Annotated in this window: 14 protein-coding genes; all 14 read right to left on the bottom strand. The window is 60.0% G+C overall.

All coding sequences use genetic code 11. From position 1 onward, the window contains the following. Positions 1-66: 66 nt before the first annotated feature. The 14 genes from nuoN to QFW87_RS18415 all read right to left on the bottom strand — a co-directional run bounded on the left by nuoN (position 67) and on the right by QFW87_RS18415 (position 15,525). Positions 67-1,530: an NADH-quinone oxidoreductase subunit NuoN gene (nuoN, locus tag QFW87_RS18480; RefSeq protein WP_095128989.1), complete on the bottom strand. Its 1,464-nt coding sequence runs from the start codon at positions 1,528-1,530 to the stop codon at positions 67-69. A gap of 7 nt (positions 1,531-1,537) precedes the next feature. Further along, positions 1,538-3,070 (bottom strand): NADH-quinone oxidoreductase subunit M, encoded by a 1,533-nt coding sequence (nuoM, locus tag QFW87_RS18475; protein WP_283188480.1) that lies wholly within the window; start codon positions 3,068-3,070, stop codon positions 1,538-1,540. A 39-nt stretch (positions 3,071-3,109) separates the two neighbouring features. Next, positions 3,110-4,963, bottom strand: a complete 1,854-nt coding sequence (gene nuoL / locus QFW87_RS18470) for an NADH-quinone oxidoreductase subunit L (protein WP_283188479.1) — start codon at positions 4,961-4,963, stop codon at positions 3,110-3,112. Next, positions 4,960-5,268 (bottom strand): NADH-quinone oxidoreductase subunit NuoK, encoded by a 309-nt coding sequence (gene nuoK, locus QFW87_RS18465; protein ID WP_007905077.1) that lies wholly within the window; start codon positions 5,266-5,268, stop codon positions 4,960-4,962. The genes nuoL and nuoK overlap by 4 nt, the downstream gene beginning before the upstream one ends. A gap of 2 nt (positions 5,269-5,270) precedes the next feature. After that, positions 5,271-5,774, bottom strand: coding sequence for an NADH-quinone oxidoreductase subunit J (gene nuoJ / locus QFW87_RS18460; protein WP_007905076.1), 504 nt, complete (start codon positions 5,772-5,774; stop codon positions 5,271-5,273). Positions 5,775-5,783: 9 nt separating this feature from the next. Then, positions 5,784-6,332 carry an NADH-quinone oxidoreductase subunit NuoI gene (gene nuoI / locus QFW87_RS18455; protein ID WP_026345730.1) on the bottom strand — a complete coding sequence of 183 codons (549 nt, stop codon included), beginning with the start codon at positions 6,330-6,332 and terminating at the stop codon, positions 5,784-5,786. Positions 6,333-6,341: 9 nt separating this feature from the next. Further along, entirely contained in the window at positions 6,342-7,349 is a 1,008-nt protein-coding gene (gene nuoH, locus QFW87_RS18450; RefSeq protein ID WP_150766757.1) for an NADH-quinone oxidoreductase subunit NuoH, read from the bottom strand. Continuing rightward, positions 7,346-10,060: an NADH-quinone oxidoreductase subunit NuoG gene (gene nuoG / locus QFW87_RS18445; RefSeq protein WP_283180870.1), complete on the bottom strand. Its 2,715-nt coding sequence runs from the start codon at positions 10,058-10,060 to the stop codon at positions 7,346-7,348. The genes nuoH and nuoG overlap by 4 nt, the downstream gene beginning before the upstream one ends. A gap of 137 nt (positions 10,061-10,197) precedes the next feature. After that, a complete protein-coding gene (gene nuoF, locus QFW87_RS18440; protein WP_283188478.1) occupies positions 10,198-11,553 on the bottom strand; it encodes an NADH-quinone oxidoreductase subunit NuoF in 1,356 nt (451 codons plus the stop codon). After that, positions 11,550-12,047: an NADH-quinone oxidoreductase subunit NuoE gene (gene nuoE, locus QFW87_RS18435; protein ID WP_008146039.1), complete on the bottom strand. Its 498-nt coding sequence runs from the start codon at positions 12,045-12,047 to the stop codon at positions 11,550-11,552. The genes nuoF and nuoE overlap by 4 nt, the downstream gene beginning before the upstream one ends. Positions 12,048-12,049: 2 nt before the next feature. Continuing rightward, entirely contained in the window at positions 12,050-13,834 is a 1,785-nt protein-coding gene (gene nuoC / locus QFW87_RS18430) for an NADH-quinone oxidoreductase subunit C/D (protein ID WP_008146037.1), read from the bottom strand. A gap of 72 nt (positions 13,835-13,906) precedes the next feature. Next, entirely contained in the window at positions 13,907-14,581 is a 675-nt protein-coding gene (locus QFW87_RS18425) for an NADH-quinone oxidoreductase subunit B (protein ID WP_008146035.1), read from the bottom strand. 10 nt (positions 14,582-14,591) lie between these two features. Further along, complete coding sequence (locus tag QFW87_RS18420) at positions 14,592-15,005, bottom strand: NADH-quinone oxidoreductase subunit A (RefSeq protein ID WP_003223812.1); 414 nt, start codon at positions 15,003-15,005, stop codon at positions 14,592-14,594. Between the two features lie 319 nt (positions 15,006-15,324). Next, a complete protein-coding gene (locus QFW87_RS18415) occupies positions 15,325-15,525 on the bottom strand; it encodes a hypothetical protein (RefSeq protein WP_283188477.1) in 201 nt (66 codons plus the stop codon). Between the last annotated feature and the right edge of the window lie 53 nt (positions 15,526-15,578).

Below are 15,578 nucleotides of genomic sequence, written 5' to 3'. Positions count from 1 at the left end.
ATCGTACAGACGCAAAAACGGCACCCGAAGGTGCCGTTTCTGTTTTTACCAAGTACCGCTAAGCGATCAACCCGCCAACCCCGCCTGCTGAACCAGGATCAGCAACGGCTGCGGATACAGACCAAGGAAGAACGCCAGTGCAGCGATCGCCAGCAGCATCACGCCGCCTGCACGTTGTTCCCAGTGCAGTTGCGCATCGTGGCGACGCAGGTTTGGTTCGATCAGGAACAGGGTGACCATGACGCGCAGGTAGTAGAAGACGCCGATGGCGCTGCCCAGTACCAGGGAGCCGACCAGCCACCATTGGTGCGACTCGACACCGGTAGCGATGATGTAGAACTTGCCGATGAAGCCCGCGGTCAGCGGGATGCCGGCCAGGGACAGCATCATCACGGTCAGTACGGCGGTCAGGTACGGACGGCGCCAGAACAGGCCGCGGTATTCGTACAGGGCATCCGCATCACGGCCGTTGTAAGGCGAGGACATCAGGGTGATCACGCCGAACGCGCCGAGGCTGGTGATCACGTAGGTGACCAGGTACACGCCGATGGCTTCCACGGCCAGACCCTTGCTCGCCACCAGGGCGATCAGCAGGTAACCGAAGTGAGCGATGGACGAGTAACCCAGCAGACGCTTGAGGTTGCTCTGGGTCAGTGCCAGCAGGTTACCGAACAGGATCGACGCGATGGCGATGATGGTCAGCACGTCGCTGAGTACACCGCTGCTCGCCGCGGGCGAGATCTGGAACAGACGCACCATTACTGCGAACACAGCGACTTTCGAAGCGGTGGCCAGGAACGCTGCGACCGGCGCCGGAGCACCTTCGTAGACGTCCGGGGTCCAGAGGTGGAACGGTACCAGCGACAGCTTGAACGCCAGACCGATCAGCATCATGCCCAGGCCCAGTTGCGCCAGCGAGCTTGGCAGACCAGTAGCCGCCAGCGCCTGGCCGATACCGACGAAGCTCAGGCTGCCGGAGTCGGCGTAGAGCAGGGCCATGCCGAACAACAGGAACGCAGAACCGGCGGCCGACAGCACCATGTACTTGATACCGGCTTCCAGCGAACGCTTGTTGAAGAAGGCATAAGCCACCAGACCGTAGACCGGTACCGAGAGCAGTTCCAGACCAATGAACAACCCGGCCAGGTGCTGCGCGCTGACCAGTACCAGGCCACCGGCGGCGGCCATCAGGATCAGCAGGTAAAGTTCTTCACGGTTGCCGGGGTACCCCGAACCGCCATCGCCGAGGTAGGCGTGGGCGAGGGTCACACAAGCAAGGGTGGCGACCAGGATCAGCGCCATGTACAGGCAAGCGAAGGTGTCGATCTGCAGCAGTGGGGTCACGGCCAGAGGCGCGACTTTCAGGGCTGGCAGGATCGAAAGCAACGCCAGGTTCAGACCCGCCACGGAAATCAGGAAGGTCTGCGAGTGGTTGCGGCGCCAGGCGATCGCCAGCATCACCACGATGATCGTGACGCTGGTGATCAACAACGGCGCAAGCGCGATAAAGTGTTGAGTCGTGAATTCCATAGCGCTCTTACCGGGCCGAAGCGAGTTGAGTGAAGGCGGTGCCGAGCCATTGCTGCACGCCATGCATCGTCGCAGCAGAGGTATCGAGGAACGGTTGCGGGTACACGCCGATGTAAATCAGCAACGCTGCCAGACCGACCACCATGATCAGTTCGCGACCATCCATGCCATGCAGCACCACGTCCGATTTGGACGGGCCGAAGTAGGCACGGTGAATCATGATCAGCGAGTAGACCGAACCGAACACCAGACCGGACGTCGCGATGATAGTGATCCATGGGGCGGCAGGGAACGTGCCGATCAGGATCAGGAATTCGCCGACGAAGTTACCGGTCGCCGGCAAGCCCAGGGAGGCCGCCGCGAAGAACAGGCTGACGCCTGGCAGGTAGGCGATCTTCGACCACAGGCCACCCATTTCACGCATGTCGCGAGTGTGAGTGCGCTCGTAGAGTTGGCCACACAAGATAAAGAGTGCCGCCGCCGACAGACCGTGCGCGAGCATCAGCATCACCGCGCCCTGCAGCGCCAGTTGGCTGCCGGAGTAGATGCCGATCAGCACGAAGCCCATGTGCGAAACGCTGGAGTACGCGACCAGACGCTTGATGTCGGTTTGCGCGAACGCCAGGAACGCACCGTAGAAGATCCCGATCAGACCCAGGGTCATGGCGAACGGCGCGAACTCGGCCGAGGCATTCGGGAACAGCGGCAGGGCGAAACGCAGCAGACCGTAAGCAGCCGTCTTCAACAAGATACCGGCCAGGTCGACCGAACCCGCGGTCGGCGCCTGGGCGTGAGCGTCAGGCAACCAGGAGTGGAACGGCACCACTGGCAGCTTCACCGCGAAGGCGATGAAGAAGCCGAGCATCAGGATGTACTCGGTGGTCAGCGACATCTTGGTTTTCAACAGGTCGGCGTAGTTGAAGGTAATCACGCCGGTGTCGTCGAAGTTGACCAGGACCAGACCCAGGATCGCCACCAACATGATCAGGCCGGAAGCCTGAGTGAAGATGAAGAACTTGGTCGCCGCGTAGATCCGGGTTTTCTTGCCGTCCGAAGAACTGTGACCCCAGAGCGCGATGAGGAAGTACATCGGCACCAGCATCATTTCCCAGAAGAAGAAGAACATGAACAGGTCGAGGGCGAGGAACACACCGACGACACCGCCCAGGATCCACATCAGGTTCAAGTGGAAGAAGCCAACGTGACGCTGGATCTCTTTCCACGAGCAGAGTACCGAGAGGATACCCAGCAGACCGGTCAGCAGGATCATCAACAGCGACAGGCCGTCGAGGGCCAGGTGCACGCTGATGCCGAAGCGCTGGATCCAGACATGCTTGAACTCAAGCACCCAGGTCGGGTCGGCGCCAGGCGCCGGGGCAAGTGAATAGTCACCGTTGGCCCACAGCCAGAGGCCGAGGGAGAGCAACAGGGACATGGTGATCAGCGCAATCCAGCGGGGGAGGGTAGCGCCGAAGCGCTCACCCATCCAGCACAGCAGGCCGCCGATGAAGGGGATCAGGATTAGCCAAGGCAGAATCATGACGGGCTCAATTCCTTTCGCAAGTTCGCAAGGTTCATATCAGACCGCTACCAGCACGATGGCGCCGATGACCAGCACGGAGCCGGCTGCCATCGATGCCGCGTACCAACGCAGTTGACCGGTTTCGGTACGGCTCAGGGCGGTGTGACCACCTTTTGCCATACGCGGGATCAGACCGATGGTCTGGTCGAGCGGGTCTCTGCGCAGTGCGTGGCTGATCGCAAGGTATGGCTTGACGAACAGTTTGTCGTAAATCCAGTCGAAGCCCCAGGCAGCGAACCACCAGGCCGAAAGGAAGCGGCCGATGCCGCTGTTGGCGATTGCAGTGACGAAACGACGCTTGCCCAGGAACAGCAGCGCGGCCAGCAGGATACCGGCCAGGGCGATGGCGCCCGACGCGATTTCCAGACTGTGCTTGGCTTCGCCGCCGGCATGGCCGACGCTTTCCGGCAGCACGCCGTGCAGCGGTGGAACGATCATCGCGCCAATGGCGGTGGACAATACGATCAGCACCGACAGTGGCAGCCAGTGAGCGATGCCGTGACCGGCGTGCGCTTCGGTCTTCACTTCACCGTGGAACGCGATGAAGATCAGGCGGAAGGTGTACAGCGAAGTCATGAACGCGCCGACCAGACCTGCGTACAGCAGACCGTGGTTGCCGCTGGCGAACGCTTCCCAGAGGATTTCGTCCTTGGAGTAGAAGCCTGCGGTCACCAGTGGCAGGGCTGCCAGAGCGGCACCACCGACGATGAAGCTGGCGTAGGCCAGTGGCAGTTTTTTCCACAGGCCGCCCATCTTGAAGATGTTCTGCTCGTGGTGGCAGGCAACGATCACCGCACCGGACGCAAGGAACAGCAGCGCCTTGAAGAAGGCGTGGGTCATCAGGTGGAAGATCGCGCCATCCCACGCACCAACGCCCAGCGCCAGGAACATGTAGCCGATCTGGCTCATGGTCGAGTAGGCGAGGATACGTTTGATGTCGGTCTGAACCAGTGCGGCAAAACCGGCGAGTACCAAGGTCACACCGCCGACAACGCCCACCAGGTGCAGGATATCCGGCGCCAGGGTGAACAGGCCGTGAGTACGGGCGATCAGGTAGACACCGGCGGTCACCATGGTTGCTGCGTGGATCAGTGCCGAAACCGGAGTAGGACCGGCCATCGCGTCCGCCAGCCAGGTTTGCAGCGGCAGTTGCGCGGATTTACCGACAGCTCCGCCCAGCAGCATCAGGGTGGCCATGACCATCCAGAAGTCGCCAGACTGGAATTTCTGCGGCGCCAGAACCAGCAGCTCCTGGATGTTCAGCGTGCCCAGTTGCGCGAACAGGATGAACAGGCCGATGGCCATGAACACGTCGCCGACCCGGGTGACGATAAAGGCTTTGAGTGCCGCGTTACCGTTGTTGCGGTTGCTGTAGTAGAAACCGATCAACAGGTACGAGCACAGGCCTACGCCTTCCCAACCGAAGTACAGGAACAACAGGTTATCGCCCAGGACCAGGAACAGCATGCTGGCGATAAACAGGTTGGTGTAGGCGAAGAAGCGCGAGTAACCGGCTTCACCGCGCATGTACCAGGACGCGAACAGGTGGATCAGGAAGCCGACGCCGACCACCACACCGAGCATGGTCAGGGACAGACCATCCAGGTACAGCGCGAAGTTAGGCGTAAAGCCTTCCACCGCCATCCACTGCCACAACACTTGCGTGTAGTGACCGCCTTCAGGTGGCGCAACGTTGAACTGCCAGATCACATAAGCGGTGACGATGGCCGACAGACCAATGGAGCCGACGCCGATCAGCGCCGACAGGTTTTCCGAGAGGCGGCCGCGTGAGAACGCCAGCAGCAGGAAACCTATGAGAGGGAATACGAAAGTCAGATAGAGAAGATTCATCCGCGCATCTCGCTGGCAGCGTCGATATCGAGAGTGTGGAAGCGGCGATACAGCTGCAACAGAATCGCCAGGCCAATACTGGCCTCGGCGGCTGCCAGGCTGATCACCAGGATGAACATGATCTGTCCATCCGGCTGACCCCAGCGGCTACCGGCGACGATGAAGGCCAAAGCGGAGGCATTCATCATGACCTCCAGGCTCATCAGCACGAAAAGAATGTTGCGGCGGACCATCAGGCCAACCAGACCGAGGCAGAACAGGATGCCGGCGACCGCCAGACCATGCTCCAAAGGGATAGCAGGCATCGTCATTGCTCCTTGGCTTCGTTGCGGCCCAAGTGGAACGCCGTGACGGCTGCGGCGAGCAGCAACATCGAGGCGAGTTCGACCACCAGCAGGTAAGGACCGAACAGGCTGATGCCCACGGCCTTGGCGTCTACGGTGGTGTGGCCGATGGCCTGACCGCTGGCGTCGCTGAACAGCACGTACAGCAGTTCAACCAGCAGCAGGGTGCCGAGTGCGACCGGGCCGAGCCAGATGCCGGGCTTGAGCCAGACGCGCTCTTGCTGAACCGAGGCAGGCCCCAGGTTCAGCATCATCACCACGAACACGAACAGCACCATGATGGCGCCAGCGTAGGCGATCACTTCCAGCACACCGGCGAACGGTGCGCCGAGGGCGAAAAACGTCATCGCCACGGCAATCAGCGAAATGATCAGGTAGAGCAGGGCGTGCACGGGGTTGGTGTTGGTGATCACGCGAAGCGTGGACACAACAGCGATACCCGATGCGAAATAGAAAGCGAATTCCATCTTTCTTCCTTAAGGCAGCAAGCTCTTCACGTTGATCGGTTCGGCTTCATTCTGCGCGGCGCCTTTTGGCTTACCGGCAATCGCCATACCTGCAACACGATAGAAGTTGTAATCAGGGTTTTTGCCGGGGCCGGAGATCAGCAGATCTTCTTTCTCGTACACCAGGTCCTGACGTTTGAACTCGGCCATCTCGAAATCCGGTGTCAGCTGGATCGCGGTGGTCGGGCAGGCTTCCTCGCAGAGGCCGCAGAAAATGCAGCGCGAGAAGTTGATACGGAAAAACTCCGGGTACCAGCGACCGTCATCGGTTTCAGCTTTCTGCAGCGAGATGCAACCGACCGGGCACGCTACAGCGCACAGGTTGCAGGCTACGCAACGCTCTTCGCCGTCGGGGTCGCGGGTTAGCACGATACGGCCACGGAAGCGCGGCGGCAGGTACACCGCCTCTTCCGGGTATTGCAGCGTGTCGCGCTTGCGGAAGGCGTGGCCAAAAATCATCACCAGGCTGCGAAGCTGAGTGAAGAAGCCATGCACGATGTCAAATATGTACTTCATGATTCTCTATCCTCACTGAGCCGCGACGGCGGGCGTGTTGAGCAACACGATCGCAGCGGTCACCAGCATGTTGACGAGGGTCAGCGGCAGGCAGAACTTCCAGCTGAAATCCATCACTTGGTCATACCGTGGGCGCGGAATCGAGGCGCGCAGCAGGATGAAGAACATGATGAAGAACGCAGTTTTCAGCGCGAACCAGATGAACGGGATCTGCGGCAGAATACCGAACGGACCGTGCCAGCCACCGAAGAACAAGGTCACCAGCAGCGCCGAAATCAACACGATGCCGATGTACTCGCCGACGAAGAACATGCCCCATTTCATGCCGGCGTATTCAATGTGGTAACCGTCGGCCAGTTCCTGTTCCGCTTCCGGCTGGTCGAACGGGTGACGGTGAGTCACGGCGACGCCGGCAATGAAGAAGGTCAGGAAACCGAAGATCTGCGGAATGACGAACCACAGGTTCTGCGCTTGATACTCAACGATGTCGCGCATGTTGAACGAGCCGACCTGGATCACGATGCCCATCAGCGACAGGCCCATGAACACTTCGTACGACACGGTTTGTGCCGAGGCCCGCAAGCTGCCCAACAGGGCGAACTTGTTGTTACTCGACCAGCCGGCGAACAGCACCGCGTAGACCGACAGACCGGCCATGGCGAAGAAGAACAGGATGCCGATGTTGATGTCCGCCACACCCCAGGTCGGGGTGATCGGGATGATCGCGAAGGCAATCAGCAAGGCGCTCATGGCCACGACCGGTGCCAAGGTGAAGATCACCTTGTCGGCGAACGGCGGGGTCCAGTCTTCCTTGAAGAACATCTTGATCATGTCGGCCGCAATCTGGAACGCGCCGAACGGGCCGACGCGGTTCGGACCGTAACGGTCCTGCCAGAGGGCGAGCAAACGACGCTCGACCCAGCTCAGCAGCGCGCCGCACACCACCACGGCGAGCAGAATCACGATGGCCTTGAGGACCGAGATGATCACGTCAATCACTTCAGGCGTGAACCAGGTCATTGAGCTGCCTCCTGCAGACCGTCAACGGATTTGCCAAAGATCGCTGGCGGAATGCCGGCGATACCGGCCGGCAATGCGACCAGACCGGCACCCAGCTCTTCGTTGATGCGCAGCGGCAGACGCAGGGTCTGGCCAGCAACGCTCAAGCTCAGCAGGGCGCCGTCATTGACACCCAGACGGTCGGCTTCGGATTTTGCCAGCGACACGTAAGCGGCCGGGATGCGTTCCTGAACCGGCGCGGCTTTGGAAGAGTTCTCTTCGCTGCCGAACAGGTGGAAGAACGGCACAACCTGCCAGGTGCCCGGAGCCGGGTTGAACGCACGCGGAACACTGGCGAACCAGTTCAGCGAGTCACCGGTGCTTTCGATCAGGCGGGTGCCCGGGTCGCCAGCGCGGATATGACCACCGACTTCGTCCTGGAACTTGTTCCAGGCTTGCGGTGAGTTCCAGCCCGGAGACCAGGCGAATGGCACTTGCTGACGCGGTTCGACCGAGCCCGAGTAACCTTCCATGGAGAACGAGAACGCGGTGTCGTTGTCCTGGGAAGTACGCGGTTCGTGCACGCTGATGTCGGCGCGCATGGCGGTACGACCGGAGTAACGCAGCGGTTCACGAGCCAGTTTCAGGCCTTTGATGCGGAACGCGGCGGACGGTGCGGCGGTGACAATGCCGGCCAGTTGCGGAGTGCTTGCGGCACAGGCAGCAGTGACGTGGTCCAGTTGGGTCCAGTCGATCGGCTGGTTCAACAGGGTGGCGCGCAGGGCATGCAGCCAGCGCCAGCCTTCGTGAACCATGATGCTCGCATCCAGGTAAGTCGGGTCGAAGACCTGGAAGAAACGCTGGGCGCGGCCTTCCTGGCTGACCAGCGTACCGTCGCCTTCAGCGAAGCTGGCGGCTGGCAGAACCAGGTGCGCGCGATCGCTGGTGGCGGTCTTCTGATGGTCCGCGACGATCAGCACTTTCGCGGCGTTCAGGGCTGCATCGACACGGGCTTTGTCGGTACGGGTGTACAGATCGTTTTCCAGCACGACGATGGCGTCAGCTTTACCGTCGATCACGGCTTGCAGCGCGGCATCGACCGAGTCGCCACCGAGCATGGCCAGGCCGAGGCTGTTGGCCTCTGGCACGATCAGGCTGATGGAACCGTTCTTCTCGCGCAGCTTCAGGGCTTTGGCGATGTTTGCCGCCGCTTCGATCAGCGCCTTGGAACCCAACGAGGTACCGGCAATGATCAGCGGACGCTTGGCGGCGAGCAGGGCGTCGGCAATGCGCTTGGCCAGCTCAAGAGCTTCAGCGTCCAGACCTTCAACGGCAGGCGCGCTGGCGTCGAGGGCGTGAGCCACGGCGAAACCGATGCGGGCCAGGTCGTCTGGCGCGGCGTGTACGCATTCTTCAGCGATGTCGTCGAGCTTGGTTTCAGCCAGGCTTGCGATAAACAGAGGATTCAGAGCGTTCTGACCGATGTTCTTCACGGCGGCGTCGAGCCAAGGCTGAACGCGCATGGCGTCGGCCATGTCTTCGGCTTTGCCTTTAACCGATTGACGCAGGGACAGGGCCATGCGCGCAGCAGTCTGGGTCAGGTCTTCACCGAGGACGAAGATCGCGTCGTGGTCTTCGATGTCGCGCATGTTCGGGATCGGCAGCGGGCTGTCTTTGAGCACCTGCATGACCAGACGAATGCGTTCCAGCTCGGCAGCTTCGATACCAGAGTAGAAGTGCTCGGCTCCGACCAGTTCGCGCAACGCGTAGTTGCTTTCGAGGCTGGCGCGTGGCGAACCGATACCGACGATGTTACGACCGCGCAGCAGATCGGCGGCTTTATCCAGCGCTTCGTCGAGGGTCAGCTTGGCGCCGTTGGCCAGCAATGCCTGACGCGGGCGATCCTTGCGGTTGACGTAGCCATAGCCGAAACGGCCACGGTCGCACAGGAAGTACTGGTTTACCGAACCGTTGAAACGGTTTTCGATGCGACGCAGTTCACCGTAGCGCTCACCCGGGGAGATGTTGCAACCGCTGGAGCAGCCATGGCAGATGCTCGGCGAGAACTGCATGTCCCACTTACGGTTGTAGCGCTCGGAGTGAGTCTTGTCGGTGAACACACCGGTCGGGCAAACCTCGGTGAGGTTGCCGGAGAACTCGCTTTCCAGGGTGCCGTCTTCAACGCGACCGAAGTACACGTTGTCGTGGGCGCCGAATACGCCGAGGTCGGTGCCGCCGGCGTAATCCTTATAGAAGCGTACGCAGCGGTAGCAAGCGATGCAGCGGTTCATTTCGTGGGAAATGAACGGGCCCAGTTGCTGGTTCTGGTGGGTACGCTTGGTGAAGCGATAACGGCGCTCGTTGTGGCCGGTCATCACGGTCATGTCTTGCAGGTGACAGTGACCGCCTTCCTCACAGACCGGGCAGTCGTGAGGGTGGTTGGTCATCAGCCATTCAACGACGCTGGCGCGAAACACTTTCGCTTCTTCGTCGTCGATGGAGATCCAGCTGCCGTCGGTAGCGGGCGTCATGCACGACATGACGATCCGACCACGCTTGTCGTTTTCGTCGGTGTACTGCTTGACCGCGCACTGGCGGCAAGCGCCAACGCTGCCTAGGGCTGGGTGCCAGCAGAAATAAGGGATATCGAGGCCTAGCGACAGACATGCCTGTAACAGGTTGTCTGCCCCATCGACTTCGAGCTCTTTGCCGTCTACGTGGATAGTGGCCATGGTTCAAAGTTCTTCGTTGGCCCGGTGTCAGCGGGCGTGGCTAATGGAATCTTGTTATTCGCGTGAATCAACACAGCCGTTTACGGCGTCATCACACGACAAAGCGAAGGGCACGGACCCTTCGCTTTTTTAAGCGTTTACGCGCCGACTACGATCGGCCTTGCCAGAGGCGGGACGACGGCGCTGGTAGGCGCGATGCCGGCTTCGAACTCATGGCGGAAGTATTTGATTGCGCTGCCCAACGGCTCCACGGCGCCCGGTGCGTGAGCACAGAAGGTCTTGCCCGGGCCGAGGAAACCGACCAGACCCAGCAGGGTCTCGATATCGCCGGCTTGCCCTTCACCGTTCTCTATGGCGCGCAGAAGCTTGACGCTCCACGGCAAACCGTCACGGCACGGGGTGCAGAAGCCGCAGGATTCGCGGGAGAAGAACTCTTCCATGTTGCGCAGCAGGGAAACCATGTTGACGCTGTCGTCCACCGCCATGGCCAGGCCGGTACCCATACGGGTGCCCACTTTGGCGATGCCGCCGGCATACATTTGCGCGTCGAGGTGTTCCGGCAACAGGAAACCGGTACCGGCGCCGCCTGGCTGCCAGCACTTGAGCTTGTAACCGTCGCGCATGCCGCCGGCGTAGTCTTCGAACAACTCGCGACCGGTGACGCCGAACGGCAATTCCCACAGGCCGGGGTTCTTGACCTTGCCGGAGAAGCCCATGAGCTTGGTGCCCATGTCTTCACTGCCTTCGCGGGCCAACGATTTGTACCAGTCAACGCCGTCGGCAATGATCGCCGGCACGTTGCACAGGGTTTCAACGTTGTTCACGCAAGTCGGCTTGCCCCACACGCCAACGGCGGCTGGGAAGGGCGGCTTGGAGCGCGGGTTGGCGCGGCGACCTTCGAGGGAGTTGATCAGTGCGGTTTCTTCACCGCAGATGTAACGCCCGGCGCCGGTGTGGACGAACAGCTCGAAATCGAAGCCGCTGCCCAGGATGTTTTTACCCAAAAGGCCCGCTGCCTTGGCTTCTTCCACGGCACGGTTCAGGTGCTTGGCGGCGGTGGTGTATTCGCCACGCAGGAAGATGTAGCCACGGTAGGTTTTCAGTGCGCGAGCACTGATCAGCATGCCTTCGATCAGCAGATGGGGCAGTTGCTCCATCAGCATGCGGTCTTTCCAGGTGTTCGGTTCCATCTCGTCCGCGTTGCACAGCAGGTAGCGGATGTTGATGGATTCGTCTTTGGGCATCAGGCCCCACTTAACGCCCGTGGGGAAGCCTGCACCGCCGCGACCTTTTAGACCCGAGTCTTTCACGGTCTGGACAATGTCGTCCTGAGCCATGTCGGCGAAAGCCTTGCGCGCAGCCGCGTAACCGTTCTTGGCCTGGTACTCGTCGAGCCATACGGCTTCGCCGTCGTCACGCAGACGCCAGGTCAGCGGGTGAGTCTCTGCGACACGCTTGATGCGGTTGGCAGGACCGAAGGAAGTCAGGGTCATACGTAGCCCTCGAGCAATTTGGCAACGCCGGCAGGCTGCACATCACCGAATGTGTCGTCGTCGATCATCAACGCCGGCGCCTTGTCGCAGTTGCCGAGGCAGCAGACCGGCAGCAGGGTGAAACGACCGTCGGCGGTGGTCTGACCCAGGCCGATGCCCAGATTGCTCTGGATTTCGCTGACTACCGATTCATGGCCGCCGATGTAGCAGACCATGCTGTCGCAGACGCGAATGATGTGACGGCCGACCGGCTGACGGAAGATCTGGCTATAGAACGTCGCCACCCCTTCAACGTCGCTCGCCGGGATGCCGAGGATCTCGCCGATGGCGTAGAGCGCGCCGTCAGGTACCCAGCCACGTTCCTTCTGGACGATCTTCAGGGCTTCGATCGACGCCGCGCGCGGGTCTTCGTAGTGATGCAGCTCGTGCTCGATGGCCGAGCGCTCGGTTTCGCTCAGGGCGAAACGGTCTGTCTGGATAAGCGTGCTGTTCATGCTTAGCGGTCCACGTCGGCCATAACGAAATCGATACTACCCAGGTACGCGATCAAGTCCGCGACCATGCTGCCTTTGATCACCGAAGGGATCTGCTGCAGGTGCGGGAAGCTTGGGGTGCGAATCCGGGTGCGGTAGCTCATGGTGCCGCCATCGCTCGTCAGGTAATAACTGTTGATGCCCTTGGTCGCTTCGATCATCTGGAAGGATTCGTTGGCCGGCATGACCGGGCCCCACGAAACTTGCAGGAAGTGCGTGATCAAGGTCTCGATGTGCTGCAGGGTGCGCTCTTTCGGCGGCGGCGTGGTCAGCGGGTGATCCGCCTTGTACGGGCCTTCCGGCATGTTGCGCATGCACTGCTCGATGATCTTCAGGCTCTGGCGCATTTCTTCGACACGCACGATGCAACGGTCGTAGGCATCGCCATTGGCCGCCAGCGGTACTTCGAATTCGAAGTTCTCGTAACCGGAGTACGGGCGAGCTTTACGCAGGTCGAAATCGCAACCGGTCGAACGCAGGCCGGAACCGGTGACGCCCCATTCCAGGGCTTCTTTGGTGTTGTAGGCGGCGACGCCGATGGTCCGGCCACGCAGGATGCTGTTGTCCAGTGCGGCTTTCTGGTATTCGTCCAGACGCTTTGGCATCCACTCGATGAAGTCTTTCACCAGTTTTTCCCAGCCGCGCGGCAGGTCGTGAGCGACGCCACCGATGCGGTACCAGGCCGGGTGCAGACGGAAGCCGGTAATGGCTTCGATCACCGTGTACGCCTTTTGACGGTCGGTGAACGTGAAGAACACCGGGGTCATTGCACCGACGTCCTGGATGTAAGTCCCCAGGAACAGCAGGTGGCTGGTAATCCGGAAGAACTCGGCCATCATGATGCGGATGACGTCGACCTTCTCGGGCACCTTGATGCCGGCCAGCTTCTCGACCGAGAGCACGTACGGCAGGTTGTTCATCACGCCGCCGAGGTAGTCGATACGGTCGGTGTACGGAATGAAGCTGTGCCAGGACTGACGCTCGGCCATCTTCTCGGCACCACGGTGGTGGTACCCGACGTCCGGTACGCAATCGACAATCTCTTCACCGTCCAGCTGCAGAATGATGCGGAACGCACCGTGCGCGGAAGGGTGGTTAGGACCGAGGTTGAGGAACATGTAGTCCTCGTTCGCACCGGAACGCTTCATGCCCCAGTCTTCAGGCTTGAAGCGCGCGGCTTCTTCCTCAAGCTGTTGCTTGGCCAGGGTCAGGCTGAACGGGTCGAACTCGGTGGCACGGGCCGGGAAGTCCTTGCGCAGCGGGTGACCTTCCCAGGTCGGCGGCATCATGATGCGGGTCAGGTGCGGGTGACCGGCAAAGTTGATGCCGTACATGTCCCACACTTCACGCTCGTACCAGTTGGCGTTCGGCCAGATGCCGGTCACGGTCGGCACGCTGAGGTCGCTCTCGGACAAGGCGACCTTGATCATTACGTCACTATTACGTTCGATCGACATCAAGTGATAGAACACAGTGAAGTCGGCGCCGCTAGGCAGCCCTTGACGCTTGGTGCGCAGACGCTCATCCACGCCGTGCAGGTCATAGAGCATGACGTACGGCTTGGGCAGGTTGCGCAGGAAGGTCAGGACTTCGACGAGTTTGGCGCGGGCAACCCAAAGCACCGGCATGCCGGTGCGGGTAGGCTGGGCGGTGAACGCCTCGGGGCCAAAACGATTGTTCAGTTCGACGACCACATCCTGGTCGTCTGCCTTATAAGGCGGGATGTACAGAGCACTGCCTGTAGTCATGGTTATTTATCGCTTTCGGTCAACGTAAAGAATGAAGCCAGTGTCTCGTTCTATAAAAGAAGCAGATCTGGATCAGACTTCGTCGGGGCTGCGCAGGTTGGTGACTGCGATTCGCTGTTCGCGGCGCTGTTCCTTTTGCGAAGGCATCTCGGCGCGGTACACGCCTTGATCGCCGACGACCCAGGAAAGTGGGCGACGCTCCTGTCCAATCGACTCCTGCAAAAGCATCAAGCCTTGCAGAAAAGCTTCAGGGCGGGGCGGGCAGCCAGGCACGTAGACGTCCACGGGCAGGAACTTGTCCACCCCTTGAACGACGGAGTAGATGTCGTACATGCCACCGGAGTTGGCGCACGAACCCATGGAGATAACCCATTTAGGTTCGAGCATTTGCTCGTAGAGACGCTGAATGATCGGCGCCATCTTGATGAAGCAGGTACCGGCGATAACCATGAAATCCGCCTGACGCGGCGATGCCCGGATAACCTCGGCGCCAAAGCGCGCGATGTCGTGGGGCGCCGTGAAGGCGGTGGTCATTTCCACGTAGCAGCACGAAAGACCGAAGTTGTACGGCCACAGGGAGTTCTTGCGCCCCCAGTTGATCGTGCCGTTAAGCACGTCTTCGAGCTTGCCCATGAAAATGTTTTTGTGGACTTGATCTTCTAACGGATCGGAAACGGTTTCCCGTTCGCCAATCGGATACTGCTCGTTAGGAGCATCGGGGTCGATCCTGGTGAGATTGTATTGCATTGCCAAAGCCTCATTGTTTCAGCTTCGCTTGCCGCTTACGACGAGCTTCAGGAGCCCAGTCAAGGGCGCCCACTCGGAATAGGTAGACAAGGCCTGCCAACAGAATTGCTATGAAAACGAGAGCTTCGACGAATCCGGTCCAGCCGCTTTCGCGGACGGACACAGACCAGGCAAAGAGAAAAAGGGCTTCGATATCGAAGATCACGAAGAGCATCGCGACCAGATAGAATTTTGCAGAGAGCCGCAGACGGGCGCCACCTGTAGGCAGCATGCCGGATTCGAACGGTTCGTTTTTGCTGCGGCCCCAGGCTTTTGACCCGAGGAGGCTGGAGACGCCGAGCATGAAGGCACAAAGGCCGACGACGCCCAGAAGGAAAATGGCAAAGCCCCAGTTGTGGGCCATGAGTCCTGTCGCTTCGGGCATGCTGGTAATCCTTAACAGAGAGCAAAGGTCTCTGAGCTTGAAAAGAAACAAAGCAGTGACGATATGTCGCAGCAATCAATCCCGCTGATTTTATGGCACAACACCGTGCAAGTAAAATTCCTATAGCGAAATTATTTATAGGAATAAGGACATAGCGCACCTCCAAAACCCTGTAGCCCATGCGGTTCGGGCATTAGCCGGCATTTCATCAATATTGTTTTGTAGGGAATGTAACGAACATAGTTACGGCTAAATGATAATCAATATTGTTTGTGGTGGTTTTTAAACTGTTTAATGGGTAGGTGGCCGGGAAGTTGTCTTATATATGCGTTACCGCAAGTAGCGAGCGGCGTCGTTTTACCGTGTTTTCCTGATCAGGAAACTGCTCTGGATCAATGATTTTTCGGTGCTTTTGTAGGCGCAAGGCTTGCCCGCGATGAACGATGATGCGATGCGCCTGACTGACCGCGGTGCATTCATCGCGGGCAAGCCTTGCTCCTACAGATTGCGTGGCGTTCAAGATATCGCAGGCAAAAAAAACGCCCCGAACCAGTCGGGGCGTCAGATGTGCGA

The sequence above is a fragment of the Pseudomonas sp. PMCC200344 genome, from assembly GCF_030053095.1.
Taxonomy (GTDB): Bacteria; Pseudomonadota; Gammaproteobacteria; order Pseudomonadales; family Pseudomonadaceae; genus Aquipseudomonas; species Aquipseudomonas svalbardensis.
The sequence above is the reverse complement of the archived record's forward strand: the minus strand, read 5'-3'. Positions and strand labels throughout refer to the sequence as shown.

Excerpts from the sequence above, each read along its gene's own strand:
- nuoH (WP_150766757.1), bottom strand. The coding sequence starts at position 7,349 with ATGACCTGGTTCACGCCTGAAGTGATTGACGTGATCATCTCGGTCCTC.
- nuoC (WP_008146037.1), bottom strand. The coding sequence starts at position 13,834 with ATGACTACAGGCAGTGCTCTGTACATCCCGCCTTATAAGGCAGACGAC.
- nuoK (WP_007905077.1), bottom strand. The coding sequence starts at position 5,268 with ATGCCTGCTATCCCTTTGGAGCATGGTCTGGCGGTCGCCGGCATCCTG.
- nuoN (WP_095128989.1), bottom strand. The coding sequence starts at position 1,530 with ATGGAATTCACGACTCAACACTTTATCGCGCTTGCGCCGTTGTTGATC.
- QFW87_RS18420 (WP_003223812.1), bottom strand. The coding sequence starts at position 15,005 with ATGCCCGAAGCGACAGGACTCATGGCCCACAACTGGGGCTTTGCCATT.
- nuoG (WP_283180870.1), bottom strand. The coding sequence starts at position 10,060 with ATGGCCACTATCCACGTAGACGGCAAAGAGCTCGAAGTCGATGGGGCA.
- nuoE (WP_008146039.1), bottom strand. The coding sequence starts at position 12,047 with ATGAACAGCACGCTTATCCAGACAGACCGTTTCGCCCTGAGCGAAACC.
- nuoL (WP_283188479.1), bottom strand. The coding sequence starts at position 4,963 with ATGAATCTTCTCTATCTGACTTTCGTATTCCCTCTCATAGGTTTCCTG.
- nuoM (WP_283188480.1), bottom strand. The coding sequence starts at position 3,070 with ATGATTCTGCCTTGGCTAATCCTGATCCCCTTCATCGGCGGCCTGCTG.
- QFW87_RS18425 (WP_008146035.1), bottom strand. The coding sequence starts at position 14,581 with ATGCAATACAATCTCACCAGGATCGACCCCGATGCTCCTAACGAGCAG.
- nuoJ (WP_007905076.1), bottom strand. The coding sequence starts at position 5,774 with ATGGAATTCGCTTTCTATTTCGCATCGGGTATCGCTGTTGTGTCCACG.
- nuoF (WP_283188478.1), bottom strand. The coding sequence starts at position 11,553 with ATGACCCTGACTTCCTTCGGTCCTGCCAACCGCATCAAGCGTGTCGCA.